Source organism: Rhizobium sp. 2MFCol3.1, from assembly GCF_000377565.1.
Taxonomy (GTDB): domain Bacteria; phylum Pseudomonadota; class Alphaproteobacteria; order Rhizobiales; family Rhizobiaceae; genus Rhizobium.
The window spans coordinates 24,108-48,081 of record NZ_KB898374.1 but is presented as its reverse complement, the minus strand read 5'-3'; the positions used below and the strand labels follow the sequence as shown (position 1 = coordinate 48,081).

Annotated in this window: 20 protein-coding genes; 14 read left to right on the top strand and 6 right to left on the bottom strand. The window is 63.3% G+C overall.

All coding sequences use genetic code 11. The features are described 5' to 3' along the window. Window positions 1–20 precede the first annotated feature (20 nt). Window positions 21–1,070, top strand: a complete 1,050-nt coding sequence (locus D460_RS0128230) for an alpha/beta hydrolase (RefSeq protein WP_018901973.1) — start codon at window positions 21–23, stop codon at window positions 1,068–1,070. A gap of 9 nt (window positions 1,071–1,079) precedes the next feature. Further along, a complete protein-coding gene (locus tag D460_RS0128225) occupies window positions 1,080–1,592 on the top strand; it encodes a cytochrome P460 family protein (RefSeq protein ID WP_026283629.1) in 513 nt (170 codons plus the stop codon). Window positions 1,593–1,610: 18 nt separating this feature from the next. On the opposite strand, the gene D460_RS0128220 is transcribed toward D460_RS0128225, so the two are convergent. Next, window positions 1,611–2,642 carry a LacI family DNA-binding transcriptional regulator gene (locus tag D460_RS0128220; protein ID WP_018901971.1) on the bottom strand — a complete coding sequence of 344 codons (1,032 nt, stop codon included), beginning with the start codon at window positions 2,640–2,642 and terminating at the stop codon, window positions 1,611–1,613. Window positions 2,643–2,809: 167 nt separating this feature from the next. On the opposite strand from D460_RS0128220, the gene D460_RS0128215 reads away from it, so the two are divergent. The 3 genes from D460_RS0128215 to D460_RS0128205 all read left to right on the top strand — a co-directional run bounded on the left by D460_RS0128215 (window position 2,810) and on the right by D460_RS0128205 (window position 6,442). Next, window positions 2,810–4,333, top strand: a complete 1,524-nt coding sequence (locus D460_RS0128215) for a sugar ABC transporter ATP-binding protein (protein WP_018901970.1) — start codon at window positions 2,810–2,812, stop codon at window positions 4,331–4,333. An 82-nt stretch (window positions 4,334–4,415) separates the two neighbouring features. Continuing rightward, on the top strand, window positions 4,416–5,417 hold the full coding sequence (locus D460_RS0128210; protein ID WP_018901969.1) for an ABC transporter permease: 1,002 nt from the start codon (window positions 4,416–4,418) through the stop codon (window positions 5,415–5,417). 77 nt (window positions 5,418–5,494) lie between these two features. Then, window positions 5,495–6,442, top strand: coding sequence for a substrate-binding domain-containing protein (locus D460_RS0128205; protein WP_018901968.1), 948 nt, complete (start codon window positions 5,495–5,497; stop codon window positions 6,440–6,442). 42 nt (window positions 6,443–6,484) lie between these two features. Here D460_RS0128205 and D460_RS0128200 read toward each other — a convergent pair whose 3' ends face one another. After that, window positions 6,485–8,275, bottom strand: coding sequence for an adenylate/guanylate cyclase domain-containing protein (locus D460_RS0128200; RefSeq protein WP_018901967.1), 1,791 nt, complete (start codon window positions 8,273–8,275; stop codon window positions 6,485–6,487). A gap of 268 nt (window positions 8,276–8,543) precedes the next feature. Here D460_RS0128200 and D460_RS0128195 point away from each other — a divergent pair, with 268 nt between their 5' ends. Together D460_RS0128195 and D460_RS0128190 are read left to right on the top strand one after the other, a co-directional pair. Then, the gene (locus D460_RS0128195) at window positions 8,544–9,596 is read left to right on the top strand and encodes a sugar phosphate isomerase/epimerase (RefSeq protein WP_018901966.1); all 1,053 of its coding nucleotides are present in this window, start codon (window positions 8,544–8,546) and stop codon (window positions 9,594–9,596) included. Between the two features lie 223 nt (window positions 9,597–9,819). After that, on the top strand, window positions 9,820–11,007 hold the full coding sequence (locus D460_RS0128190; protein WP_018901965.1) for a Gfo/Idh/MocA family oxidoreductase: 1,188 nt from the start codon (window positions 9,820–9,822) through the stop codon (window positions 11,005–11,007). 226 nt (window positions 11,008–11,233) lie between these two features. Here D460_RS0128190 and D460_RS0128185 read toward each other — a convergent pair whose 3' ends face one another. The 3 genes from D460_RS0128185 to D460_RS0128175 form a co-directional block, all read right to left on the bottom strand. Further along, on the bottom strand, window positions 11,234–11,641 hold the full coding sequence (locus D460_RS0128185; RefSeq protein WP_018901964.1) for a DoxX family protein: 408 nt from the start codon (window positions 11,639–11,641) through the stop codon (window positions 11,234–11,236). A 114-nt stretch (window positions 11,642–11,755) separates the two neighbouring features. Continuing rightward, on the bottom strand, window positions 11,756–12,415 hold the full coding sequence (locus D460_RS0128180; protein WP_018901963.1) for an alpha/beta hydrolase-fold protein: 660 nt from the start codon (window positions 12,413–12,415) through the stop codon (window positions 11,756–11,758). Further along, window positions 12,387–13,376 (bottom strand): acetylxylan esterase, encoded by a 990-nt coding sequence (locus D460_RS0128175; protein WP_018901962.1) that lies wholly within the window; start codon window positions 13,374–13,376, stop codon window positions 12,387–12,389. Before D460_RS0128175 ends, D460_RS0128180 begins: the two co-directional genes overlap by 29 nt. 415 nt (window positions 13,377–13,791) lie before the next feature. Between D460_RS0128175 and D460_RS0128170 the strand changes: the two genes are divergently transcribed. The 7 genes from D460_RS0128170 to D460_RS0128140 all read left to right on the top strand — a co-directional run bounded on the left by D460_RS0128170 (window position 13,792) and on the right by D460_RS0128140 (window position 22,741). After that, window positions 13,792–15,390 carry an ABC-F family ATP-binding cassette domain-containing protein gene (locus D460_RS0128170; protein WP_026283628.1) on the top strand — a complete coding sequence of 533 codons (1,599 nt, stop codon included), beginning with the start codon at window positions 13,792–13,794 and terminating at the stop codon, window positions 15,388–15,390. Between the two features lie 119 nt (window positions 15,391–15,509). Further along, window positions 15,510–16,895 carry a GH1 family beta-glucosidase gene (locus D460_RS0128165; RefSeq protein WP_037112280.1) on the top strand — a complete coding sequence of 462 codons (1,386 nt, stop codon included), beginning with the start codon at window positions 15,510–15,512 and terminating at the stop codon, window positions 16,893–16,895. Window positions 16,896–17,227: 332 nt separating this feature from the next. Next, window positions 17,228–18,259, top strand: a complete 1,032-nt coding sequence (locus D460_RS0128160; protein ID WP_018901959.1) for a methionine ABC transporter ATP-binding protein — start codon at window positions 17,228–17,230, stop codon at window positions 18,257–18,259. After that, window positions 18,249–18,917 carry a methionine ABC transporter permease gene (locus D460_RS0128155; protein WP_018901958.1) on the top strand — a complete coding sequence of 223 codons (669 nt, stop codon included), beginning with the start codon at window positions 18,249–18,251 and terminating at the stop codon, window positions 18,915–18,917. The genes D460_RS0128160 and D460_RS0128155 overlap by 11 nt, the downstream gene beginning before the upstream one ends. A gap of 39 nt (window positions 18,918–18,956) precedes the next feature. Next, window positions 18,957–19,733: a MetQ/NlpA family ABC transporter substrate-binding protein gene (locus tag D460_RS0128150; RefSeq protein ID WP_018901957.1), complete on the top strand. Its 777-nt coding sequence runs from the start codon at window positions 18,957–18,959 to the stop codon at window positions 19,731–19,733. A gap of 94 nt (window positions 19,734–19,827) precedes the next feature. Further along, entirely contained in the window at window positions 19,828–20,385 is a 558-nt protein-coding gene (locus D460_RS0128145; protein ID WP_018901956.1) for an NADPH-dependent FMN reductase, read from the top strand. 145 nt (window positions 20,386–20,530) lie between these two features. After that, window positions 20,531–22,741, top strand: a complete 2,211-nt coding sequence (locus D460_RS0128140; protein ID WP_018901955.1) for an EAL domain-containing protein — start codon at window positions 20,531–20,533, stop codon at window positions 22,739–22,741. A gap of 30 nt (window positions 22,742–22,771) precedes the next feature. Here the strand turns inward: D460_RS0128140 and D460_RS0128135 are convergent, their stop codons facing one another. After that, window positions 22,772–23,707: a rhodanese-related sulfurtransferase gene (locus D460_RS0128135; RefSeq protein ID WP_026283627.1), complete on the bottom strand. Its 936-nt coding sequence runs from the start codon at window positions 23,705–23,707 to the stop codon at window positions 22,772–22,774. Window positions 23,708–23,974: the final 267 nt, after the last annotated feature.

Genomic DNA, 23,974 nt, shown 5'->3' with positions numbered 1-23,974 from the left:
CCGCCAATCGAGAGGCCTCCATGTCCGATGATACCAATCACCAACGCCGCCGCTTCCTTGGCGCCGCGGCCTTCGCTGCTGCCGCCGTCGGCGTCGCCGGCACTGTGCGTGCGCAGACGGCGGGAGCGGGAAGTGGCGCGCTTGCGTCGGTCAAGCCGGGTACGAATACGTCCTTTCCGGCACTGAAGCAGGTCAGGACCGGCGTGCTCGATATCGGTTACGCTGAGCTCGGTCCGGCCAATGGACCCGCCGTGTTGCTGCTGCATGGCTGGCCTTACGACATCTACAGCTTTGTCGATGTCGCGCCGGTTCTTGCCGATGCCGGCTATCGCGTGCTCATCCCCTATCTGCGCGGCTATGGGACGACGCGGTTCCTGTCTTCGAAGACACCGCGCAACGGACAGCAGGCGGCGATTGCCGTCGACATGATCGACTTCATGGATGCGCTGAAGATCGAGCGCGCGGTTATCGGCGGTTATGATTGGGGCGGGCGGACGGCGAATATCATGGCCGCGCTCTGGCCGGAGCGCTGCAAGGCCATGGTCTCAGTCAGTGGCTACCTGATCGGCAGCCAAGCGATCAACGAGAAGCCGCTGCCGCCGAAGGCGGAACTCTCCTGGTGGTATCAGTTCTATTTCGCGACCGAACGCGGACGTGCGGGCTATGATGCCAACAGGCACGATTTCGCCAAGCTCATCTGGACGCTTGCCTCGCCGCAATGGCACTTCGACGACGCCACCTTCGATCGCACGGCGAACGCCTTCGAAAATCCGGATCATGTCGCGATCACCATCCATAATTATCGCTGGCGGCTCGATCTCGCCAAGGGCGAGAAGAAATACGATGCGCTGGAGCGCAAGCTCGCGAAGCTGCCCGATATCGGCGTGCCTGCTATCACCATGGAGGGTGATGCCAACGGCGCACCGCATCCCGATCCTGCCTCCTACGCCAAGAAGTTCACCGGCAAATACGAGCATCGGACGATTACCGGCGGCATCGGGCACAATCTGCCGCAAGAGGCGCCGGCGGCCTTCGCCCAGGCGATTATCGATGCCGATAGGCTTGCGTGAGTGGCTGCCATGACAGGAAACATCATGCTGCTTGCCGCCGCCACCGCTGTCGGCGCCACTGTCTTTGCGATCGGCTCGCTCGCCGGCGAGACGCCTGCCGCCAGGCCGGTCTCGCCGATCTACGGCGTCTCCCTTCCGGAGGGCTACCGGCAGTGGGAGTTGATCGCGCCGGCGCTCGAGGATGCGCCGTTGAACGAGCTGCGCGTGGTCGTCGGCAACGACATCGCCGTCAAGGCCTATCGCAATGGCACGCTTCCGTTTCCTGATGGAAGCGTGCTCGTCAAGCTCGCCTGGAAGCGCACGCCATCGGCCGAGTTCGCGCCCGCCTCGGTCCCCGGAGCGGCAACGACGGTGCAGGTCATGGTCAAGGATGCGAAGAAATACGCCGCCTCCGGCGGTTGGGGATTTGGCCGGTTCATCAATGGCGTTCCAGCCGACCAGGCCCAGCATGAGACCTGTTTTGCCTGTCACGAGGCGCGCGTGAACAATCACGACTATGTCTTTACGCGCTACGCGCCGTAGCCGATATCGCGTTTTGTGCTAGCGCTTCGACCACTGCTTCGACGGCGCCGAGACCGAATTGCGGACGACGAGATCCGGCTGCAGCAGGATCTCGGTTTCCGCCGGATGGCCGTCGCCCAAAAACTCCAGCAGCAAGGCCATGGCCTGCTTGCCGATCGCGGTGCGCGGCTGGCGGACCGTCGTCAGCGGCGGCGACATGAAGACGGCCTGGGGCACGTCGTCGAAGCCGGTGACGGAGAAGTCGCGGGGGATGTCGTAGCCGCGGGCGTTGAGGCCGATCATCACGCCGATCGCCGTCTGGTCGTTGACGCACATGAAGGCCGTCGGCAGCGTGTCGCGCATGAAGAGCTGCTCAACGGCGTGGCGGCCGCTTTCGAGCGTGCCGTCGCCTTCGAGAATGATGCGCTGGCTTTTCGCGACACCGGCCGCGTCCAAGCCCTCGTCATAGCCCTGGCGGCGCCTGGAATAGGCAAGGCGCGTCTTGCTGTCGCCGATGAAGGCGATCTTTCGGTGACCTTCCGCCAGCAGCAGGTCGACCGCCTTGCGCGCGCCCTCGATATCGTCGACGCCGACATAGGGAATGCCGCCGTTGAAGACCGGCTCGAAGACGCCGACGCTGGGCGGGAGCCTCGCCGTCATCGTCTGGTGGCCGAAGGGCAGGATGCCGGTGAAGAGAATCAATCCGGCGGCTTGGTTTGAATTCAGGAATTTGAGATATTCGAGGCCGCGCTGGGCGTCGTTCTGCGTATGGCCGATGAGAATGCCGTAGCCATGGGCGCGGGCCTCGTTTTCCAGGCCGATCAGAATGTTGGAAAAGTTGGGGTCGCCGATGTCGGGAGCCACGACCAGGATCATGTTGGAACGGCCGAGACGCAGGCTGCGGGCCATGGCGTTCGTCGTGTATCCGGTGATCGCGATCGCTTGGTTCACCTTCAGCCGCGTCGAGTTGGCGACCTTCTCCGGCGTATGGATCGCCCGCGACACGGTCGCGATCGAAACCTCGGCGATCCGGGCGACATCCTCGATGGTTGCGGGCGTGGAATTCGACACTGCGTCCTGCCTTGGGGCTCAATTCGCGGCGACACTACACAGACTGAAGGATACGTCAAAGGGCGAAGCCAGGAGAACTTCGTGATACGATGATGTAAACCTTTACATCGCACATGTAAAGGTTTACACAAGGGTCAAGCGGGTGGGAGTCCGCAGGGGAGGGCATCATGAGTTTGGAGACTGTCGAGGCGGCGCCGGTGGTGTTGTCGGCCCGGCGCATATGCAAATCCTTCAATGGGGTGCAGGTCCTCTTCAGCGTCAATTTCGAGCTGCGCGCTGGCGAAATCCATGCGCTGATGGGCGAAAACGGCGCCGGAAAGTCGACGCTCGTCAAGGTGATGTCCGGCTTCGAACAGCCGACCTCGGGCGAGATCATTCTCGACGGCCAGCCGGTCGTGCTGCCGCCGAATGGCGCGGCCGAGGCGCTTGGCATCGTCATCATCCACCAGGAATTCAATCTCGCCGATCACCTGACCGTTGCCGAAAGCCTCTTTCTCGGCCGCGAGGTCACGCGTTTCGGCGTGCTCGATCGCAAGTTCATGCGGGCAGAGACCCGCAAGGCGCTCGATCTGCTCGGCTCGCATGTCGACGAGAACGCATTGATCAGCACGCTTTCCATAGCCGACAAGCAGATGGTGGAGATCGCCAAGGCGATCAGCCGTGATGCGCGCGTGGTATTCATGGACGAGCCAACGGCGGTGCTGTCGCGCGAAGAAACCAATTTCCTGTTCAAGCAGGTGCGCAAGCTGCGTGACAAGGGCACCAGCTTTGTCTTCGTCTCGCACAAGCTCGACGAGGTCATGGAACTGACCGACCGGGTCACGGTGCTGCGCGACGGGCAGTGGGTGAAGACGGCGCCGACGGCGATGCTCGACGGTGAATCGATCGCGCAGCTGATGGTCGGGCGTGAGCTTTCCAGCCTCTACCCGACCAAGAACGAGCCTGATGTCGACGAAGAGATCGTGCTGAAGGTTGAGGGCATCTCGACCGGCTATGTGCAGGATGCGAGCTTCGAGGTGCGCAAGGGCGAGATCATCGGCTTTTCCGGCATGATCGGCTCCGGCCGTACGGAGCTGATGGAGGCGATTGCGGGCTTGCGCGGCCGTACCGCCGGCGAGGTTGTCATCCGCGGCGAGAGTGTTGCCTCGGGCGATGTGCACGCGGCCAATCGCGCCGGGCTCGCCTACATGACCAAGGATCGCAAGCACAAGGGCCTGCTGCTCGGCTCCAACATGCTGGCAAACCTGACGCTGCAGTCGCTGGGCCAGCATTCGCGGCACGGCTATCTCAGCCCGAGCAGCGAGGCTGCGGCGCTGGCGAAAGCACGCCGGCGCTTCGATATCCGCGTGCGCGACGCCAATATCGTGGCGGGGCGCATGTCGGGCGGCAATCAGCAGAAGCTGCTGCTCGCCAAGGTTATGGAGACGGACCCGGAGATCATCATCATCGACGAGCCGACGCGCGGCATCGATGTCGGCACCAAGCAGCAGATCTATCATTTTATCTCCGCACTGGCGCGCGACGGGCGCTCTATCATCGTCGTCTCCTCGGAGATGCCCGAGGTGATCGGGCTTTGCACCCGGGTGGCGGTGATGCGCGAAGGGCGGATCGTCGGCGTGCTTGAGGGCGACGAGATCTCCGAGCAGGAGATCATGCGCTACGCGGCGGGCCTGAAGAAGAAGGCCGCCTGAGGCGGCCACAAGAGACAAACCGCCGACGCGGCGGATTATCAGACAAAATGCCTGCAGGCATGACGGGAGGATGGCTTTGGATATGAGTGCGAACGACGAGACCAGTCAGATCAGACGGCGTTCCTGGCGGGATATCGACCTCAGGGCGGTCGCGCCGTTCGCGGCCCTTGCGCTGCTGCTTGTCGTCGGCGCGCTGGTCAATCCGAATTTCATCGGCATCACCAACCTCGCCAATGTTGCGACGCGCAGTGCCTTCATCGCCATCATCGCCGTCGGCGCCACCTTCGTCATCTCGTCGGGGGATCTCGATCTCTCGGTGGGGTCGATGGTCGCCTTCGTCGCCAGCCTGATGATCCTGTTGATGAATTCCGGCCTTATTGCCGATCCGGCCTTGATGCTGGCGGTTGCCGTCGTCTTCACCATCGTTGCCGGTGCGCTTTGCGGTCTGGCGAACGGGCTGATCACCACCGTCGGCAAGATCGAGCCGTTCATCGCCACGCTCGGCACCATGGGCATCTATCGCGGCCTGACGACCTGGCTCTCACAGGGCGGCGCGATCACGCTGCGCTCGGCCGAGCAGCAGTCGCTTTACCGCCCCGTCTATTTCGGTTCGATCGCCGGCGTGCCGGTGCCTATTATCGTCATCCTCGCGGTGACCGCGGTCGCCGCCTTCATCCTCTATCGCACGCGCTATGGCCGCCATGTCACGGCCGTCGGCTCGAACCGCGACGTGGCGCGCTATTCCGGCATCGCCGTCAACAAGGTGCGCACCATCGCCTTCGTCATCCAGGGGCTGTGCGTCGCGATCGCCGTGCTGCTCTACGTGCCGCGTCTCGGCTCGACCTCTGCGACGACAGGCATCCTGTGGGAGCTGCAGGCGATCACCGCCGTCGTCGTCGGCGGCACGGCGCTGAAGGGCGGGGCAGGGCGCGTCTGGGGCACGATCTGCGGCGCCTTCATTCTGGAGCTCGTCGGCAACATCATGCTGCTCTCGAACTTCATCTCGGAATATCTGATCGGCGCCATCCAGGGCTCGATCATCATCATCGCCATGCTCGTGCAGCGGTCGCTGGCGCGCAGGTAGCAAGGGATTGGCCGGGTCGGCGGGGCGCCCGGTCTCAAGGTTCGCAAGCCCTGGGGTTTAATGGGAGGAAAACAGACATGCGTAAGACACTATTCAGCCTGGCGGTCGTGACGGCGGCGCTGCTCGCCGGCGTCGCTCACTCGGCGGACAAGAAGACCATCGGCGTATCGATCCCGGCGGCCGACCACGGCTGGACCTCCGGCGTGGTGTTCCATGCCGAGCGCGTCGCCAAGCTTTTGATGGCCGAGCACCCTGACCTCACCGTCATCGTCAAGACCTCGCCGGATGCCGCAAGCCAGGCAAACGCCGTGCAGGATCTGGCAACGCAGGGCATGGACGCGCTGGTCATCCTGCCGTCCGATCCGGATCCGCTGGTCAACGCCATCAAGGAAGTCAAGGACAAGGGCACCTTCGTGGCGCTGGTCGACCGCGCGCCGAGCACGAACGACGACAGCGTGCGTGACATCTACATCGCCGGCAACAACCCGGCGCTTGGCGAAGTCGCCGGCAAGTACATCAAGGAAACCACGCCGGACGCGCAGGTCGTCGTCATCCGCGGTCTGCCGATCCCGATCGACCAGCAGCGCCAGGACGGCTTCGACAAGGGCATCGCCGGCTCCAACGTCAAGGTTCTCGACCGCCAGTTCGGCAACTGGAACCGCGACGACGCCTTCAAGGTGATGCAGGACTACCTGACCAAGTACCCGAAGATCGACGTGGTCTGGTGCCAGGACGACGACATGGCCGTCGGCGTGCTGCAGGCGATCGAGCAGGCCAAGCGCACCGACATCCAGTATGTCGTGGCCGGCGCCGGCTCCAAGGACATGGTCAAGAAGGTCATGGACGGCGACAAGCTGATCCCGGTCGACGTTCTCTATCCGCCGGCAATGGTTGGCACCGCGATGGAACTGACGGCCGCGTCGCTCTACGACCAGGTCCCGGTTCGCGGCACCTACATCCTCGACGCCACGCTGGTGACGAAGGACAACGCCAAGGACTTCTACTTCCCGGATTCGCCGTTCTGATCCTTGTGAACACGAGGCGCCCGCTCGAAAGGGCGGGCGTCTTCACTCTGGCGGCAGGCCTGCCTTGGCGAGGTCGCCGACAAAGCGCTCGATGAAGGTTTCGCTCATCGCGGGCTTGAGGCCGAAGTAGAATTCACGCCTGGCATCATCGAGCGTCATGCCCGGTCGAAAATTGTAGAGCTCGTCGATCGTCCGGCGCGCCTCCTCGATCTTGCCCTGCCGTCCCTGGATCGCCACCAGCGCCATCGCCGGCCAGAAGGTGACGTTCGGCGAGCGCATCGATGCGCGGGCGGCATCGGCTGCCTCGTCGAGCTTGTCCATCTGGTAGTTCGCGAAGGCCATCATGCTGTGAAAGGTCCAGAGATGCGGGTCGCGCGGGCTGAGACGAAAGGCTTCGCTGAATTCGGGCATGCCCTCCTCAGGGCGGTCGGCGTAGCAGAGCGCCTGGCCGAGCGCGAAATGCGCCTGGGCAAAGCTGTGGTCCAGTTTCACCGCATGACGAAGATGAGCGATCCCAGCCTCCGTGGCGCCGTCGAGCGCAAGCGCCCGGCCGAGTGCCAGATGGGCAGCGGGCTCCTTCTGATCGAGCGTGATTGCCCGCTCGGCGAGCTCGATCGCCTCGCATATGCGCCCGGAACGCTCCTCCAGCGAGCCATACCAGCCGAGCTGGATGTGGACGTAAGCGAGCCGCGCCTGCGCCTGCGCGAAACTCGGATCGATGGCGATCGCCTGCTCGAACAGCTGTTTAGCGGTGTTCAATTCGTCGATGGTGAAGCGGTAGAGATGCCAGAGGCCCTTCAGATAGATTTCCCAGGCGGTCATGTCGACGATCGAGCGGCCGCGCAGGGCCGCGAATTCGATGGCGCTCAATTCGGGCTCGATGGTTCCGGTGATCTCGGAGGCGATCTCGTCCTGGAGGTCGAAGATATCGGCCAGCATGCGGTCATAGCGTTCGGCCCAGAGCAGCGTACCCTCGCTTCCATCCAGAAGCTGCGCGGTGATGCGGATGCGCGTGTCGGAGCGGCGGACGCTGCCTTCGAGCACGTATTTGACGCCGAGATCCTCGGCGACACGGCGGGCATCGACGGCGCGGCCCTTGAAGCTGAAGGACGAGTTGCGGGCGGCGACAAGCAGCCAGCGACAGCGCGCCAGGGTCGCGATCAGCTCGTCGGTGAAGCCGTCGGAAAAATGCTCCTGCCCCTCGATGCTAGACATGTTGGCAAAGGGAAGCACGGCGATCGACGGGCGCTTGCGCTCAGGCGGCTGGGTGGGGATCGCCCGGTCCGGGATTTCTTCGTCCGGACCGTCCGTCTGGCCGCCCGGCGGAAACCAGCGCCACACCCTGACGGTCTGCTCGATGTTCTTCAGCTTGCGATTGCCGAAGTCGGTGGCCTCGAAATCGAGCGCCGTGCCGATCTGGTCGCGCACCTGCTGCGAAAGGCAGATGCCGCCGGCCGGCGCCAGCGCCTGCAGCCGCGCGGCGATGTTGACGCTCTCGCCGAAGATGTCGCCATCCTCGGTCAGGACGTCGCCGACATGGATGCCGATGCGCCAGATCATCCGGCGATCGGGCACGACATCGTGATTGCCGGCGAGAATGGCCTGTTGGATCTCCATCGCGCAACGCAGCGCGTCGACCACGCTGGAAAATTCCGCCAGCGTGCCGTCTCCGACGAACTTCACGACATGTCCGCGATGCCTGGTGATGGTGGGGACGATGGTCTCGGTGTTGTGGCGTTTCAGCGCCGCGAAGGTCCCCGCTTCGTCGAGGCCCATCAGCCGGGAGAAGCCGACAACATCCGCATCCAAGATTGCCGCCAGCCGCCGCGTCATGGACCACCCTCCTGGTCGACCAAGAGTAGCACGCGGTGGCGGGAAGTCCACAAAGATGCGCTGCCGCAGAAGCGCCCGCAGAGCGGTGATCAAGAAATGCGGTACGTACGTCTTGCGGCCAGTTGCCCGACATGGTTTAGTCGCAACCGCTAAATCTGGCCCGGGAGGGGGAGATTTGCATTCTCGCCAAAATCGGCTTGCAGAGTGCAAATCAAGTGCTAGAACTGAACCAGAAACGTTTACGGTCATTATTCAGGGAGGAATTGACATGAAAACGATCAAGGGCCCAGGCTTGTTCCTCGGGCAGTTCGCGGGCGATGCCGCACCTTTCAACTCGTGGGATTCGATCACCAAGTGGGCAGCCGATATCGGCTACAAGGGCGTGCAGGTTCCGACCTGGGCGGGCCAGCTGATCGACCTCAAGAAGGCTGCATCATCCAAGGATTATTGCGACGAGTTCGCCGGCGTGGCGCGCCAGAACGGCGTCGAGATCACCGAGCTCTCCACCCACCTGCAGGGCCAGCTGGTTGCCGTGCATCCCGCCTATGACGAAGCCTTCGACGGTTTCGCGGCACCCGAAGTGCGCGGCAACCCTAGGGCGCGCCAGGAATGGGCCGTCGAGCAGGTGAAGATGGCGCTGACGGCGTCGAAGCACCTCGGCATTAAGGCGCATGCGACGTTTTCCGGCGCGCTCGCCTGGCCGTTCATCTATCCGTGGCCGCAGCGCCCGGCCGGTCTCGTCGAGACCGCTTTCGATGAACTTGCCAAGCGCTGGACGCCGATCCTCAATCATGCCGACGAAAACGGCGTCGACATCTGCTACGAAATCCATCCCGGCGAAGACCTGCATGATGGCGTCACCTTCGAGATGTTCCTGGAGCGCGTGAAGAACCACCCGCGCGCCAACATGCTCTACGACCCCTCGCACTACGTGCTGCAGTGCCTGGATTATCTCGATAACATCGACATCTACAAAGACCGGATCAAGATGTTCCACGTCAAGGATGCCGAATTCAACCCGACGGGCCGCCAGGGCGTCTATGGCGGTTACCAGGGCTGGGTCGAGCGCGCCGGCCGCTTCCGCTCGCTCGGCGACGGTCAGGTTGATTTCGGCGCGGTGTTCTCGAAGATGACGGCCAACAACTTCGATGGCTGGGCCGTTGTCGAATGGGAATGCGCGCTGAAGCATCCCGAGGACGGCGCGCGCGAGGGTGCCGAGTTCGTCAAGTCGCACATCATCCGCGTGACGGAGAAGGCCTTCGACGACTTCGCCGGCAGCGGTACGGACCAGGCGGCCAATCGGCGGATGTTGGGGATTTAACGAGGGCTTTGAGGGCGGCAGTAGGAGAGGTGGTGCCGAGTGGCCCCCTCATCCGCCTGCCGGCACCTTCTCCCCGTTGGGGAGAAGAGACCTGGAGTGGGCCGCTCGCGCCGACCTCCCCTTCTCCCCAACGGGGAGAAGGTGGCCCGAAGGGTCGGATGAGGGGGCCACCCGGCAGAACCTCAAATCGAGCGCACCCACACACACAATTTTGGAGGAACACATGGCAATCGAAGCATCAACGGAACACACGCGCGAGCCGCGCATCCGTCTCGGCATGGTCGGCGGTGGCGCCGGCGCTTTCATTGGCGCGGTGCACCGCATCGCTGCCCGCATCGATGATCAGTATGAGCTGATCGCCGGCGCGCTGTCGTCGACGCCGGAAAAGGCGAAGGCCTCGGGTGCCGATCTCGGGCTCGATCCGACCCGCACCTATTCCAGCTATCGCGAGATGGCGATCCGCGAGGCGAAGCTGAAGAACGGCATCGAGGCGGTGTCGATCGTGACGCCGAACCACGTGCACTATGACGCCGCCAAGGAGTTTCTCCGCCGCGGCATCCATGTCATCTGCGACAAGCCGCTGACCTCGAACCTCGCCGACGCCAAGAAACTGAAGAAGGTGGCCGACGAGAGCGGCGCGTTGTTCATCCTCACGCACAACTACACCGGCTATCCGATGGTGCGCCAGGCGCGCGAGATGATCGCCAATGGCGAACTCGGCGATATCCGCCTGGTGCAGGCCGAATATCCGCAGGATTGGCTGACCGAAGCCGTCGAGCAGCAGGGCGCCAAGCAGGCCGTGTGGCGCACCGATCCCGCGCAGTCAGGTGCCGGTGGTTCCACCGGCGATATCGGCACGCATGCCTATAACCTCGCCACCTTCGTCTCCGGCCTCGAGCTCGATAGCCTTGCCGCCGATCTCGACAGCTTCGTCGAAGGCCGCCGTCTCGACGACAACGCGCATGTGATGCTGCGCTTCAAGGCGAAGGGCTCGGAAAAGCCGGCTAAGGGCATGCTCTGGTGCAGCCAGGTGGCCCCCGGCCACGAGAACGGCCTGAAGGTCCGCGTCTATGGCACCAAGGGTGGTCTGGAATGGGTGCAGGCCGATCCGAACTATCTCTGGTTCACGCCCTTCGGCGAGCCGAAGCGCCTGATCACCCGCAACGGCGCCGGCTCCGGCGCAGCGGCAGCGCGCGTCTCGCGCATTCCGTCCGGTCACCCGGAAGGTTATCTCGAGGCTTTTGCGACGATCTACACGGAAGCGGCGCACGCCATCAACGCGCATAAGAAGGGTAAGGCGGTCGACAAGGCTGTGGTTTATCCGACGGTTGACGATGGCGTGAAGGGCGTTGCCTTCGTGGATGCCTGCGTGGCGTCGTCGAAGCGGAATGGGGCCTGGGTTAAGGTGTAAGATAAGCTCGGCCGGAGCCAGTCGCCCCCCTCATCCGCCTGCCGGCACCTTCTCCCCGCGGGGGAGAAGAGACTCGTTGCAGGCGGCTCCCTACCTCTCTTTCTCCAGAGAGAGTGGTGCGAGTAAAAGAGGACGGTGCGGCAAGTCCCTTCGCCCCAACGGGGAGAAGGTGCCGGCAGGCGGATGAGGGGGCGGCAGACGCTGTCGCCCGCTTCTCATCAACCAATCACGCCGCAACCACACCCTGCTTGCGCTTCATCATCGCATCGACGCTGAACGGACCAGCACCGGCGGCGACGATGTAGAGGAACACGAAGCAGAAGAGGATGGCGGCGACGCCGCCGTTCTGGGCGGGGAAGAAGCTCTTCGACGCGTGGCCGATGAAATAGGCGAAGGCCATCAGGCCGGAGAGGACGAAGGCGGCGGCGCGGGTCTGAAAGCCGATCAGCACCAGGAAGCCCAGCGTCAGTTCAAGCAGGCCGGCAATCCAGGACATCGACCCGACATCGGGCACGCGCTCGGCAGCGGGGAAATGCAGGATCTTCTGCGTGCCGTAGCTGAAGAGAACGAGCGCGGAGACGATGCGCAGCAGGCTGAGCAGGGCCGGCTGCAGGAGGTGGATCGAAGCGAACATGGATGACCTTTCTCGTGAGGGAAGACTGTTTCCAGCCTTTAGCCACGGTCCCGGCAATGACAATTCACGAGTTTTGACATCAGCGTTATCGGCTGGCTGCCAGCGTTCGGCGGCTCAGATGTAGAGTGCGGCCATCTTGCGCCAGGCGCTGGCGCGGTGGGCGCGGCCGTCCCAGACGTGCAGCTGGTGGCCGACCTGCTTGTCCGACAGAAGCCGGCTCAGATAGTGGTTGTTGTCGAGAAACGGATCGGCATTGCCGATCGTCATGACGATCTCGACCTCACGCAGCTTGTCCAGCTGCCAGCCGTGATGGAGCCCCGGCAGGACCCTCAGCGTCAGGTCGTAGCGCCCGGAGAAAGCGACGAGCTTGCGGAACAGATGCGGGTGGCGGAAGACGAGGCTGGCCGCCTGGAAGGCGCCGAGGCTGCAGCCATGCACGATGGTGCAGTCGTGCCCGTTTCTTGAGGCCATCAGCGGCAGGACTTCGTGGAGAATATAGTCCTCGAAGGCCTGATGCCGGTGGATGCGATCGGCCGGGTGACGGTCGAAGCCGTAGAAGGTCTCCGTGGCGAGACCCTCGATGCAATAGAGCTGCAACTGGCCGGCTTCGAGCTTGTGGGCGAGGCTGGCGACAAGGCCGATCCGTTCATATTCCCAGAAACGACCGTCGCGCGTCGGAAACATCAGCACCTTGGCGCCGGCATGGCCGAACACCAACAGCTCCATCTCGCGATGCAGGCGCGGGCTATGCCAGCGCAGATATTCCCGGTTCATGAACCTTCAAAAAACCTCGCAGCTTTTCGCGCAGAGCAAAATTCTGTTCCGTCATTCCAGGATAGTCGAAATGTCCGGCGTCGAGGATGAAGATTTCATTATATTTTGACGGCGGTATCGCGTTGGCCACGGCGAACTGGCAGGGCGGCGCGACGGCCGGATCGAACAGGGCTGCGGCCACCAGCATCGGCACCTTGATGCGGGTTGCTGCGGCTGCGGCATCGAACAGGCGCAGGTGATCGAGCACGTCGGGATGGGTCTTTTGATAGGTCTGCACGGAATCGGCGCTGCCCACTGTCGGTAGCGTGAGCCACTGCTTACGGTCGCCGAAGGTGGGAACGATCAGGTGGCCGCGATCGATGCGGCTGTCGAAGGGGATGGCCAGTGCCCCCAGCCCGCCGCCGAAGCTGCCGCCGATATAGCCGATCCGGTTTGCGAGCCATGGATAGAGCGCCTGCAGCGCCGAGACGGCGATCCAGAGATCCTCGACGCAACCGCCGATGACATAGTCGTCGGGGCTATCGATGTTGTGCAGCACGTGGCCGGGCGCATCGGGCGGGATCGGTGCCTGGGCGCTCAGCGACATGCCGCGGGCGCAGGGGAAGAGGATGGCGGTCTGTTCCACCGGCAGATCGAAATCCGGCGCATCGCGTCCGCCATAGCCATGGCCGACCACCAGCCCGCGTCGCACCGGCGCATCGCGCGGCAAGAGCAGCCAGCCGCCGATCGTGACGTCATCCGTCGAGGTGTAGGTGATATCGAGCACCTGCCAGGCGGGGTGGGTAAGACTGCTCTTTCTCAGCGTCGGCTGCGGGTCGATGGTGAGCGCCCGTTTGTACCGCTTCTGCCAGAAGGCGTCGAAGCCTGGCGGTGCCTCGGGCGGGACGATGGCGCGCAGCGTGTCGAGCGTCATGCCGTAGGTGGGGTCGAAGGGGAAGGGGTGCGTCTTGGGGATGGTCATGAGGGAGTTGTTTCGTGGAAATGGGGGGATTGCAAGGCGGGGTGCGTTTTCGTGTTGGCGGAAACGTCCTCTCCGCATGCTGCCAAAAGTCCCCTCCCCAACCCCTCCCCACAAGGGGGAGGGGCTTGCTGGGCGCACTCGCTTTGCCAAATCGAAGCCTCTCAACAAGCCGGAGATTATATGAGGAGCCACGGAGCATGCCACCTGTTAGCCCCTCCCCCTTGTGGGGAGGGGTTGGGGAGGGGACCTGTTAAAAGGCACGGGGTCTTTATCGCGATGGCTCTTAGCCCCGCCTTGATTTCACCTCACCACCTGCGTAGATTGCAGCCATCCGCAATACCAACAGGACGGTGCACCATGGATTTCAACCCGATCGCAATGCCGCTTTGCCTTGCCATCCGGGAAACCCATGTCCATGCCTGCATCCATTACCCTTTCCAATCTTTCGTGGTCCACGCCTGACGGGCGGCCGCTTTTTTCCAATCTTGATCTGAGCTTCGGGGCCGAACGCGCCGGGCTGGTCGGCCGCAATGGCGTCGGCAAGACGACGCTTTTGAAGCTGATCACCGGTGAGCTCGCGCCGCAGAGTGGCAACGTCGCTGTCAGCGGGCGGCTCGGTGTTCTGCGCCAGACGGTGCAGGTCGATGCCGATGCCACGGTGGCCGATCTCTTCGGTGTGCGCGAAGCACTCGATGTCGTCGCGCGCGCAGTCGCCGGCGAGGCGTCGGCCGAGGAGGTCGCTTCCGCTGATTGGACGCTCGAGTCACGGCTTGCCGATGCGCTCGAGCGGATGGGCTTCTCGGCGAAGCCCGATACGCTGCTCACCTCGCTCTCGGGCGGCCAGCGCACGCGGGTCGGGTTGGCGGCGTTGATCTTCAGTGAACCGGATTTCCTCATCCTCGATGAGCCGACGAACAATCTCGATCGCGATGGCCGCGAGGCGGTGATTTCACTGCTGCAGAGCTGGCGGGGCGGTGCGCTTGTCGTCAGCCATGATCGCGCGCTCTTGGAGCGGATGGATGCGATCGTCGAGCTGACGACGCTGGGTGCCAGGCGCTATGGCGGCAATTGGAGCGCGTTTCAGGCGCGCAAGGCGGTCGAGCTTGCGGCGGCCGAACACGATCTGGCGGACGCCGAAAAGCGGGTGGCGGATGTCGCCCGCAGCGCGCAACTCTCGGCCGAGCGGCAGGCGCGTAGCGACAAGGTCGGCGCCAAGAAGGCGGCGCGGGGCGACATGCCCCGTATCGTCGCCGGCGGCCTGAAGCGGGCGGCGGAGAACACGAAAGGGGACAAGGTCCGGCTCGGCGAGAAGCGGCGCGAGGAGGCGATGGAGGATGCCAGTGCGGCGCGCGAGCGCATCGAGATCCTGCAGCCGTTTTCCGCGAAGCTCGCCTCGACGCATCTGCCGTCGTCACGGGTGGTGCTACGGCTCGATGGCGTGACGGCTGGATATGAGCCGGATCAACCCGTGATCACCGATCTCTCCTTCGCCATGACGGGGCCGGAGCGGGTGGCGGTCGAGGGGCCGAATGGTTCGGGGAAGACGACGCTGCTGTCGCTCGTCACCGGGAGGATCGCGCCCTGGGCAGGAACGGTCTCGGTGCCCGTGCGACTTGCTGTCTTCGACCAGAGCGTCAGCCTGCTCGACCGGTCGCTATCGATCGCCGAGAATTTCCGCAGGCTCAATCCCGGTGCGAACGAGAATGCCTGCCGCGCGGCGCTGGCGCGGTTCATGTTCCGGGCCGATGCGGCGCTGCAAGAGGTTTCGACGCTGAGCGGCGGGCAGTTGTTGCGTGCCGGTTTGGCCTGCGTGCTTGGAGGAGCGGAGCCGCCGCCGCTGCTGGTGCTCGACGAGCCGACCAACCATCTCGACATCGATTCCATCGCCGCCGTCGAGGCCGGGCTTGCCGCCTATGACGGGGCGTTGCTCGTCGTCAGCCACGATGCGCTGTTTCTCGAGCGGATCGGCATCACGCGGCGGCTGTTGCTGCCATCGGGGGAGGATGTGCTTTGAGCGCGGCCGTATTCATCTGCAACGTTACAGATTTGACATTTCAAACCTATACGTAGAGTAGAGAGCTGCCGGAAGCGCGACGCAGCCACCGGCCGAGTTTGGAGGATTTCAGTTTGACGATTGATGCAAAAACGCTTGATGCCAGGGCCCTGGCCGCCCGCTTTCCCGGCGATTTCACCTTCGGCGTGGCGACGGCCGCTTTCCAGATCGAGGGCGCTTCGAAGGCCGATGGGCGCAAGCCGTCGATCTGGGATGCCTTCTGCAACATGCCGGGCCGGGTCTTCAATCGCGACAATGGCGACGTCGCCTGCGATCACTATAATCGCCTCGACGAGGATCTCGATCTCATCAAGTCGCTCGGCGTCGAGGCCTATCGCTTCTCCATCGCCTGGCCGCGCATCATTCCTGATGGCACCGGGCCGGTGAACGAGAAGGGGCTCGATTTCTACGATCGCCTCGTCGATGGCTGCAAGGCACGCGGGATCAAGACCTTCGCGACGCTCTATCACTGGGATCTGCCGCTGCTGCTCGCCGGCGATGGCGGCTGGACGGCGCGGTCGACGGCCTATGCCTATCAGCGCTACGCCAAGACAGTGATGGCGCGGCTCGGCGATCGCCTCGACAGCGTCGCAACCTTCAACGAGCCGTGGTGCATCGTCTGGCTCAGCCACCTCTACGGCATCCACGCGCCGGGCGAGCGCAACATGCAGGCGGCACTTCACGCCATGCACTACATGAACCTCGCCCATGGCCTCGGCGTCGAGGCGATCCGCTCGGAAGCGCCGAACGTGCCTGTCGGTCTGGTGCTGAACGCCATGTCGGTCATCCCGGGCTCCGACAGTGCCGCCGACCAGGCCGCCGGCGAGCGGGCGCATCAGTTCCACAACGGCGCCTTCTTCGATCCCGTCTTCAAGGGCGAGTATCCGCAGGAGTTCCTGGAGGCGCTCGGTGATCGCATGCCTGTTGTCGAGGAGGGTGATCTTACTGTTATCAGCCAGAAGCTCGACTGGTGGGGGCTCAATTATTACACGCCGCTGCGCGTTGCCGATGATCCCAAGAAGACCGGCGATTTTCCCTGGACGGTCGAGGCGCCGCGCGTCAGCGACGTCAAGACCGATATCGGCTGGGAGGTCTATGCGCCGGCGCTGAAGCATGTGGTGGAAGATCTCTACCGCCGCTACGATCTGCCGGAGTGCTACATCACCGAGAACGGCGCCTGCGACAATACCGGCATCGAAGCGGGCGTGGTCGAGGACGGGATGCGGCTCGATTACTATATCCAGCACCTCGATGTCGTCGCCGATCTCATCAAGGACGGCTATCCGATGCGCGGCTATTTCGCCTGGAGCCTGATGGACAATTTCGAGTGGGCGGAAGGCTATCGCATGCGCTTCGGGCTCGTGCATGTCGATTACGACACGCAGGTCCGCACGGTGAAGACGAGCGGCAAGTGGTATTCGGAGCTCGCCGCGCAGTTTCCCAGGGGTAATCACAAGAGCGCCTGATCGCCTCAGTTGGAATTGTCTATGCGGCAGGTAGATTTTTTCCTGCCGCATCGCACAAATAAAAAAACATCCCTGTCCGGTTTCAACCACCGGCGGCATAAGTTGCAGCAACAGGAAAGGCGAAACGTCTTTCCTTCCCGCCCGCAACGAAAGCCGCGTCCATGTCTCGCACCCGTGATTGTCTTCGAATGTGCCGCCCGATTGGCTAATCGGCGCGATAGCGGTTATAGAACCGCCAGTTTTTGAAGACCAACACACGTGAGCATGAAATGACACTCCAACACCAGGCCCAACAAGACGCTGCCCAGGGCGCGTCCGCGGGTGCGATCCCGATGGTCGCCTTTGAAGGCGCCGGCAAGCGCTACGGGCCATCGGGCGAGGGCGGCTTCACCGCGGTCGAAAAGGTCGATCTCACCGTTGCGCGCGGCGCCATCACCGGCATCATCGGCCGCTCCGGCGCCGGCAAGTCGACGCTGATCCGCATGGTCAACGGGCTGGAGACGGCAACCTCCGGCAAGGTGCTCGTCGATGGCGTGGATGTCGGCGCGCTCAGCGAAGACGGGCTTCGCGGCCTGCGCCGCCAGGTCGGCATGATCTTCCAGCACTTCAACCTGCTTTCCTCGCGCACCGCCTTCGACAATGTGGCGCTGCCGCTGGAGATCGCGGGTGTCGACAGGCAGACGATCCGCGCCAAGGTCGGGCCGCTGCTCGATCTCGTCGGTCTCGGCGACAAGGCGGGCAATTACCCCTCGGAGCTGTCGGGCGGCCAGAAGCAGCGTGTCGGCATCGCTCGCGCGCTGGCGACCGATCCGAAGCTGCTGCTTTCCGATGAAGCCACCTCGGCGCTCGATCCGGAGACGACGCAGTCGATCCTGGAACTCCTGAAGCGGATCAATGCCGAACTCGGGCTCACCGTTCTCCTCATCACCCATGAGATGGAGGTGGTGAAGACCATCGCCAGCCACGTCGCGGTAATCGACGCCGGTAAGATCGTCGAGGCCGGCCGCACCTTCGACGTCTACACCAATCCGCAGCACCAGACGACGCGCACGCTGCTTGCCTCGGCGCTGAAGCTGCCGGAATGGCTGCGTTCGGGCATCAAGGCGCAGCCATCAGCGGGCGACCGGGCGCTGGTGCGGCTGGTGTTCTTCGGCGAAACCGCCTTCAAGCCCTTGACCGGGCGGCTGGTCGCGGAGCTCGGCTCCGACGTCAACATTCTCGCCGGCGCGATCGAGGAGATCGGGGGCGAGCCCTTCGGTTCGCTCGTCGTTTCCTATTCCGCCGATCCTGATGTGATCGCGCGTGCCGACCGCTTCTATGCGGAAACCGGTCTCAAGACGGAGGTGCTCGGTTATGTCGCCTGATATGATCTACAATCTCCTCTCCAAGGCGCTGATGCAGACGCTGCAGATGGTGTTCGTGGCCGGTATCGTCGGCTCGATCATCGGCCTGCCGATCGGCGTGTTCCTGGCCACCTCGGGCAAGGGCGAGCTGTTTCCGGCGCCGAAGACCAACCGCGTGCTCGGGCTCGTCGTCAACGCCGCGCGCTCGACGCCCTTCATCATCCTCGTCGTCGCCATCGTGCCGCTGACGCGCCTTCTGACGGGAACGTCGATTGGCACCTGGGCGGCGATCGTGCCGCTTACCATTGCCACCATTCCCTTCTTCGCCCGCCTGGTCGAATCCGCCATCCGCGAGATCGACAAGGGGCTTATCGAGGCTGCCCGCGCCATGGGCGCCACGCCGTTCCAGATCGTCTTCAAGGTGCTGTTGCCGGAGGCGCGGCCGAGCATCCTGATGGCGCTGACGATGACCATTGTCAGCCTGATCGGCTACTCGGCCATGGTCGGCGCCGTCGGCGGCGGCGGGCTGGGCGATCTCGGCATCCGCTACGGCTACCAGCGCTTCAATCCCGAGATGATGGTGATTGTCGTGATCGTGCTGATCGTTCTCGTGCAGCTCGTTCAGAGCGCCGGCGACGGGCTTGCCCGCCGCTTTGACAAGCGCAACCGGAAAAACTGACGCTTTAACAACAACCATAATTCAACACAGGAGACACCCATGAAGAAGTTCATCATCGCAGCCGCGCTCGCTGCCTTCGCAGCCGGTTCGGCACTGGCCGAAGACATCAAGGTCGGCGTCACGCCGGGCGAGCACGCGCAGATCATGGAAAAGGTCGCCGAGATCGCCAAGACCAAGGGTCTCAACATCGAGATCGTCGAGTTCTCCGACTATGTCGTGCCGAACCAGGCGCTTAACGATGGCGATATCCAGGCCAACTCGTTCCAGCACCAGCCCTACCTCGACAACCAGATCGCCGACCGCAAGTTCGATCTCGTCAGCATCGGCACGACGATCACCACCCCGATGGGCGTCTATTCCAAGAAGGTGAAGAGCCTCGACGAACTGAAGAAAGGCGCAACCGTCGCTATCCCGAACGACCCGACCAATGGCGGCCGCGCGCTGCTCGTTCTCGCCTCCAAGGGCCTGATCAAGTTCAAGGACAATCCTGGCGTCAAGGTCACCGTTGCCGACATCATCGACAACCCGAAGAAGATCGACTTCGCTGAAATCGACGCCGCGCAGCTGCCGCGCTCGCTCGATGACGTCGATGCCGCCGTCATCAACACCAACTACGCCATGGAAGCCGGCCTGCACCCGAAGACCGACGCCATCGCCATCGAGAGCGAAAAGTCGCCTTACGCCAACGTGATCGTCGTCCGCACCGCCGACAAGGACGCACCGTGGGCCAAGACGCTGGTCGAATCCTACCACGACGAAAGCATCCGCAAGTTCATCAACGAACAGTTCAAGGGCGCGCTGATCGCGTCCTGGTAAGAGCTGCTCTTATCCTTATACGACATGAAGCGGTCCGGCCTTGCCGGGCCGCTTTTTCGTTGGGGCGAATCGTCTGATGCCGTAGACCAGTTGCATGGAAGCCAAGCCGCTCTTTCTCTATGCGCTCTGCGGCAGCCAGCGGAAGGTCTCGACCAATCGCCGGCTGCTCACGACCTTGCGCGATCACGCGCCTGATGGCGTGACGATCGAGATCTGCGATCTCATCGGCGATCTGCCGATCTTCAGTCCCGATCGCGAGGGCGAAAACACGCCTGACATCGTCGAGCGGCTGGGGGCGAAGATGCGCGCCGCCGATGGCGTTATCGTCGCCTGTCCGGAATATGCGCATGGTCTGCCGGGCGGGCTGAAGAACGCGCTGGACTGGCTGGTGTCGCGCGACGAGGTGCCGTTCAAGCCTGTGATGATCGCGCATGCATCGCATCGCGGCGACTTCGCGCTGGGCCAGTTGACCGAGGTCTTGAAGACCATGTCGTTCGATATCGTCGAGGAAGCGCATCTGCGGATAGGGCTGCTCGGGAAGGACGATGCGGCGCAGGCGGCGGTTCTCGATGCGGCCGTGCGAGACGGCGTTATTTTGAACGCGCTTGCAAAATTCTGCACGCACATTCGTGAGGGTGCGCTTTATAAGTAGAGTTGAATAATTTTATCCGATTGAAATACAAGGATTTTTGTCGCTCTTGCGTTCGTGCCGCAGATGCGAGAGTGCTTAATCGTTCAATCGTGTTTTAACCGTTTTTTGAAGGCTTCCCGGCAGTATTCCCCCACAGGGAGAATACATGTCGTCGATCTTCAGCAAACGAAGCGCGATTCTGGGAGCTGGTCGCCACACAACCGTGGCCGGCGTGCTGTTTTCGTTTGCCGTTGTTGTCGTCGTCGTGACGCTGATGGTGCTGAACGCGCTGGATCACGTGGCGCAGAAATCCAATGTGCTCGATGACGAGCGCTCGCGTGAGACCGTTTCCGGCGCGCTGCAGAATTTCGTAGCCCAACTCGGCGCCACCCTAAACGACTATGCCGCATGGGACGATGCCGCGACCAATGTCTATGCCACCGATGGCATGGACTGGACCGTGTCGAACTATGGCGAGATGTCCGTCAACAGCGCGCTGTTCGACATGGCGATCGTGATCGACGACGACAAGAAGCCGATCATGGTCTATCGCGACGGCAAGCCGATGGCCGACAGCTTGCAGGATTTCTTCTCGCCGGCGCTCTGGGCGCTGTTCGACAAGGTTAAGGCCGCAGGCGCGCAGGACCTTCCCGAGGCTTCCGGCTTCATCAGCACGAAGTCGGGAATTGCCGTCGGCGGCGTGGCGCTGGTGCGCGAAAAGTCCGGTGCGCTCGCAGCCGCGCCCGGCAAGCATCGCTATCTCATCTTCATCCGTCATCTCGACGCCACCAAGATCGACGATATCGGCAAGACCTATGTCATCGGCGGACTGCGGCTCGTCCCCGCCGACCGTGCCGCCACCTATTCCGTGCCGATCGAGGATGCGCTTGGCGCGTCGCTCGGCAAGCTGATCTGGACCTCGCGGGCGCCTGGCGATGTCGGCTATGCCGATGTGCGCAGCCAGGTGGTGCGGGCGATCTGCCTTGTCGGCCTGTTCTTCGTCGTGCTGCTGATCATCGGCTGGCTGGCCGGGCGCAGGCTGAAGAGCGAGGAGATCATCGCGCGCGAGGATGCGCTGCGCGACCGGCTGAGCGGACTTCTGAACCGCGACGGCCTGCGCGTCTCGGTCGATGCGATGGTGACGCTCGCTAGGCAGTCTCAGGATAATGTCCAGCTTCTCTATCTCGACCTCGACGGTTTCAAGGAGGTCAACGATTCCTACGGTCATGGCACCGGCGACCAGTTGATCCGGGCGGTCGCGGCCGGGCTGAAGGTGCTTATCCCCGAGGGGGCCGTGCTTGCCCGCATCGGCGGCGACGAATTCGCCATCGTCTTTGCCTCGCCGCAGGCGGATGCGGCTGCATTGCAGCTCTCCGAGCATATTCTCGACTTCCTGGCCGAACCGCTGGAAATCGGCCGCCGCGTGGTCGTAATCGGCGCCAGCATTGGCATCGCGGTTTCGCCTTCAGGCAGTGTCGATCGCGAGGAGCTGGTGCGGCGCGCGGATCTTGCCATGTATAAGGCCAAGGAAGCCGGCCGCGCGCGCATGACGCTCTACGATCCCGCCATGGATGCCGATCGCGAGGAGCGCAACGCGCTGGAACTCGATCTGCGCCAGGCGATCGAAGGCGGCGACCTGACGCTTGCCTACCAGCCGCTGATCGGCGCCGACAGCAACGAGATGGTCGGTGTCGAGGCCCTGGTGCGCTGGAACCGGCCGGGCCATGGGCCGGTGTCGCCCGATGTGTTCATCCCGGTGGCGGAGACCAGTGGTCTCATCGAGGCGCTCGGCCTGTTCGTGCTGCGCAAGGCCTGCGAGACCGCCAAGCAGTGGCCGGAGCTCAGGATCGCCGTCAACGTTTCGCCCGGCCAGTTCCGCAACCCCGCCTTTACCGATTATGTGCGCTACGTGCTGCGCCAGACGGAGATCGAGGCCAAGCGGGTGACGCTGGAGGTGACCGAGGGTTACATGATCCAGAACCCGAAGCGGACGCGCCAGGCGATCGAGCAGCTGAAGACTCTCGGCGTGAAGATCGCGCTCGACGACTTCGGCTCGGGCTTCTCGTCGATCGGTTATCTCCGCCAGTTCGGCTTCGACCGGATCAAGATCGACCGTTCGCTGATCATGGATATCGAGCACAGCGAGAGCCAGCGCGAGATGCTTAAGGCGACCGTGGCGCTTGCGAGCTCGCTTGATATTCCCGTGACCGCCGAGGGCATCGAGACGCCGGAGCAGGCCGACATCGCCTCGCAGTTCGGCTGCGATACGCTGCAGGGCTTCTACTTCAGCAAGCCCGTCTCCGCCGAGGATATCACCGAGCGGCTGATGGAAGCACGCGCCCGCAAGACCAGCGGACGGCGCGTCAGCGCCGCCTGATCAAGTCCCTATACCGCCCCTTGGACGATCTCAGGTACCGATATGCTTCTGGCCGCGCTTCTTGGCCAGCGCGATCTGCAGCTGCCGCTGGCGGTAGCGCAGCCGATCTTCCTCGGTGCGGCTGTCGTAGCAATGGCTGCAGGACACGCCTTCCTCGTATTTCTCCGAGGTGATTTCTTCCGCGGTGATCGGATTGCGGCAGGCGTGGCAGAGCTTGTGGTCGCCCTCCTTCAAGCCGTGCTCGACCGAAACGCGCTCGTCGAACACGAAGCAGGCGCCTTCCCAGAGGCTCTCTTCCTGCGGCACTTCCTCGAGATATTTCAGGATGCCGCCTTTGAGGTGGTAGACCTCGTCGAAGCCCTGCTCCTTCATGAAGGCGGTGGCCTTCTCGCAGCGTATGCCGCCGGTGCAGTACATGGCGATCTTCGGCTTGTTGTGCAGACCGGTGTTGTTCTTCACCCAGTCCGGAAACTCGCGGAAGGTCTTGGTGTTGGGGTCGACGGCGCCCTTGAAGATGCCGATCGCGGTCTCGTAGTCGTTACGGGTGTCGATGACGATCGTATCGGGATCGGAGATCAGCGCGTTCCAATCCTGCGGCGCGACATAGGTGCCGACGATCTTGTTGGGGTCGATGTTCTCGACGCCCATCGTCACGATCTCTTTCTTCAGCTTCACCTTCATGCGTACGAAGGGCATTTTCGACGCGCGGCTTTCCTTGTGCTCGAGGCGGGCGAATTCCGGCATGGCGCGCAGATAGCCAAGCACCGTCGCGATCCCCGCATCCGGCCCGGCGATCGTGCCGTTGATGCCCTCATGGGCGAGCAGCAGCGTGCCCTTGACGCCATTATCCTCGCACAGCTGTTGCAGCGGCGCGCGCAGGCTTTCGAAGTGCGGCACGGAAACGAAATGATAAAGGGCTGCGACGAGGAAAGGGCTCGTCGCCTGTTGGGTCGATGTGTCGGTCATGCGGCTGGAAATACAGCTTTCGGCGACCAAGCGCAATCGCCCGCAGCTGCGGCGAGAGCCTTTCCTGGTTAGCTTGAAGCATTCTGCCGGAGCAGGTTTTCATCAGGGCAAAGGCGATTGGCGAAGGGCATACCCCGGGGTACGGTCGAGCCGATCGCCTTTGATCCTGGCGGAAAGATGCCCGGCCCTGCGGGTTGGCTGAAACGGGCCGCCTGATCGTTCGGCCGGCTTGGCCGTATGCTTTGGCTACGACGCGCGCCGGCCGAA

Bases quoted from the DNA above. Each gene is read 5' to 3' on its own strand.
- D460_RS0128230 (WP_018901973.1), top strand. From the start codon at position 21: ATGTCCGATGATACCAATCACCAACGCCGCCGCTTCCTTGGCGCCGCG.
- D460_RS0128225 (WP_026283629.1), top strand. From the start codon at position 1,080: ATGACAGGAAACATCATGCTGCTTGCCGCCGCCACCGCTGTCGGCGCC.
- D460_RS0128215 (WP_018901970.1), top strand. From the start codon at position 2,810: ATGAGTTTGGAGACTGTCGAGGCGGCGCCGGTGGTGTTGTCGGCCCGG.
- D460_RS0128210 (WP_018901969.1), top strand. From the start codon at position 4,416: ATGAGTGCGAACGACGAGACCAGTCAGATCAGACGGCGTTCCTGGCGG.
- D460_RS0128205 (WP_018901968.1), top strand. From the start codon at position 5,495: ATGCGTAAGACACTATTCAGCCTGGCGGTCGTGACGGCGGCGCTGCTC.
- D460_RS0128200 (WP_018901967.1), bottom strand. From the start codon at position 8,275: ATGACGCGGCGGCTGGCGGCAATCTTGGATGCGGATGTTGTCGGCTTC.
- D460_RS0128195 (WP_018901966.1), top strand. From the start codon at position 8,544: ATGAAAACGATCAAGGGCCCAGGCTTGTTCCTCGGGCAGTTCGCGGGC.
- D460_RS0128190 (WP_018901965.1), top strand. From the start codon at position 9,820: ATGGCAATCGAAGCATCAACGGAACACACGCGCGAGCCGCGCATCCGT.
- D460_RS0128185 (WP_018901964.1), bottom strand. From the start codon at position 11,641: ATGTTCGCTTCGATCCACCTCCTGCAGCCGGCCCTGCTCAGCCTGCTG.
- D460_RS0128180 (WP_018901963.1), bottom strand. From the start codon at position 12,415: ATGAACCGGGAATATCTGCGCTGGCATAGCCCGCGCCTGCATCGCGAG.
- D460_RS0128175 (WP_018901962.1), bottom strand. From the start codon at position 13,376: ATGACCATCCCCAAGACGCACCCCTTCCCCTTCGACCCCACCTACGGC.
- D460_RS0128170 (WP_026283628.1), top strand. From the start codon at position 13,792: ATGCCTGCATCCATTACCCTTTCCAATCTTTCGTGGTCCACGCCTGAC.
- D460_RS0128160 (WP_018901959.1), top strand. From the start codon at position 17,228: ATGGTCGCCTTTGAAGGCGCCGGCAAGCGCTACGGGCCATCGGGCGAG.
- D460_RS0128155 (WP_018901958.1), top strand. From the start codon at position 18,249: ATGTCGCCTGATATGATCTACAATCTCCTCTCCAAGGCGCTGATGCAG.
- D460_RS0128150 (WP_018901957.1), top strand. From the start codon at position 18,957: ATGAAGAAGTTCATCATCGCAGCCGCGCTCGCTGCCTTCGCAGCCGGT.
- D460_RS0128145 (WP_018901956.1), top strand. From the start codon at position 19,828: ATGGAAGCCAAGCCGCTCTTTCTCTATGCGCTCTGCGGCAGCCAGCGG.
- D460_RS0128140 (WP_018901955.1), top strand. From the start codon at position 20,531: ATGTCGTCGATCTTCAGCAAACGAAGCGCGATTCTGGGAGCTGGTCGC.
- D460_RS0128135 (WP_026283627.1), bottom strand. From the start codon at position 23,707: ATGACCGACACATCGACCCAACAGGCGACGAGCCCTTTCCTCGTCGCA.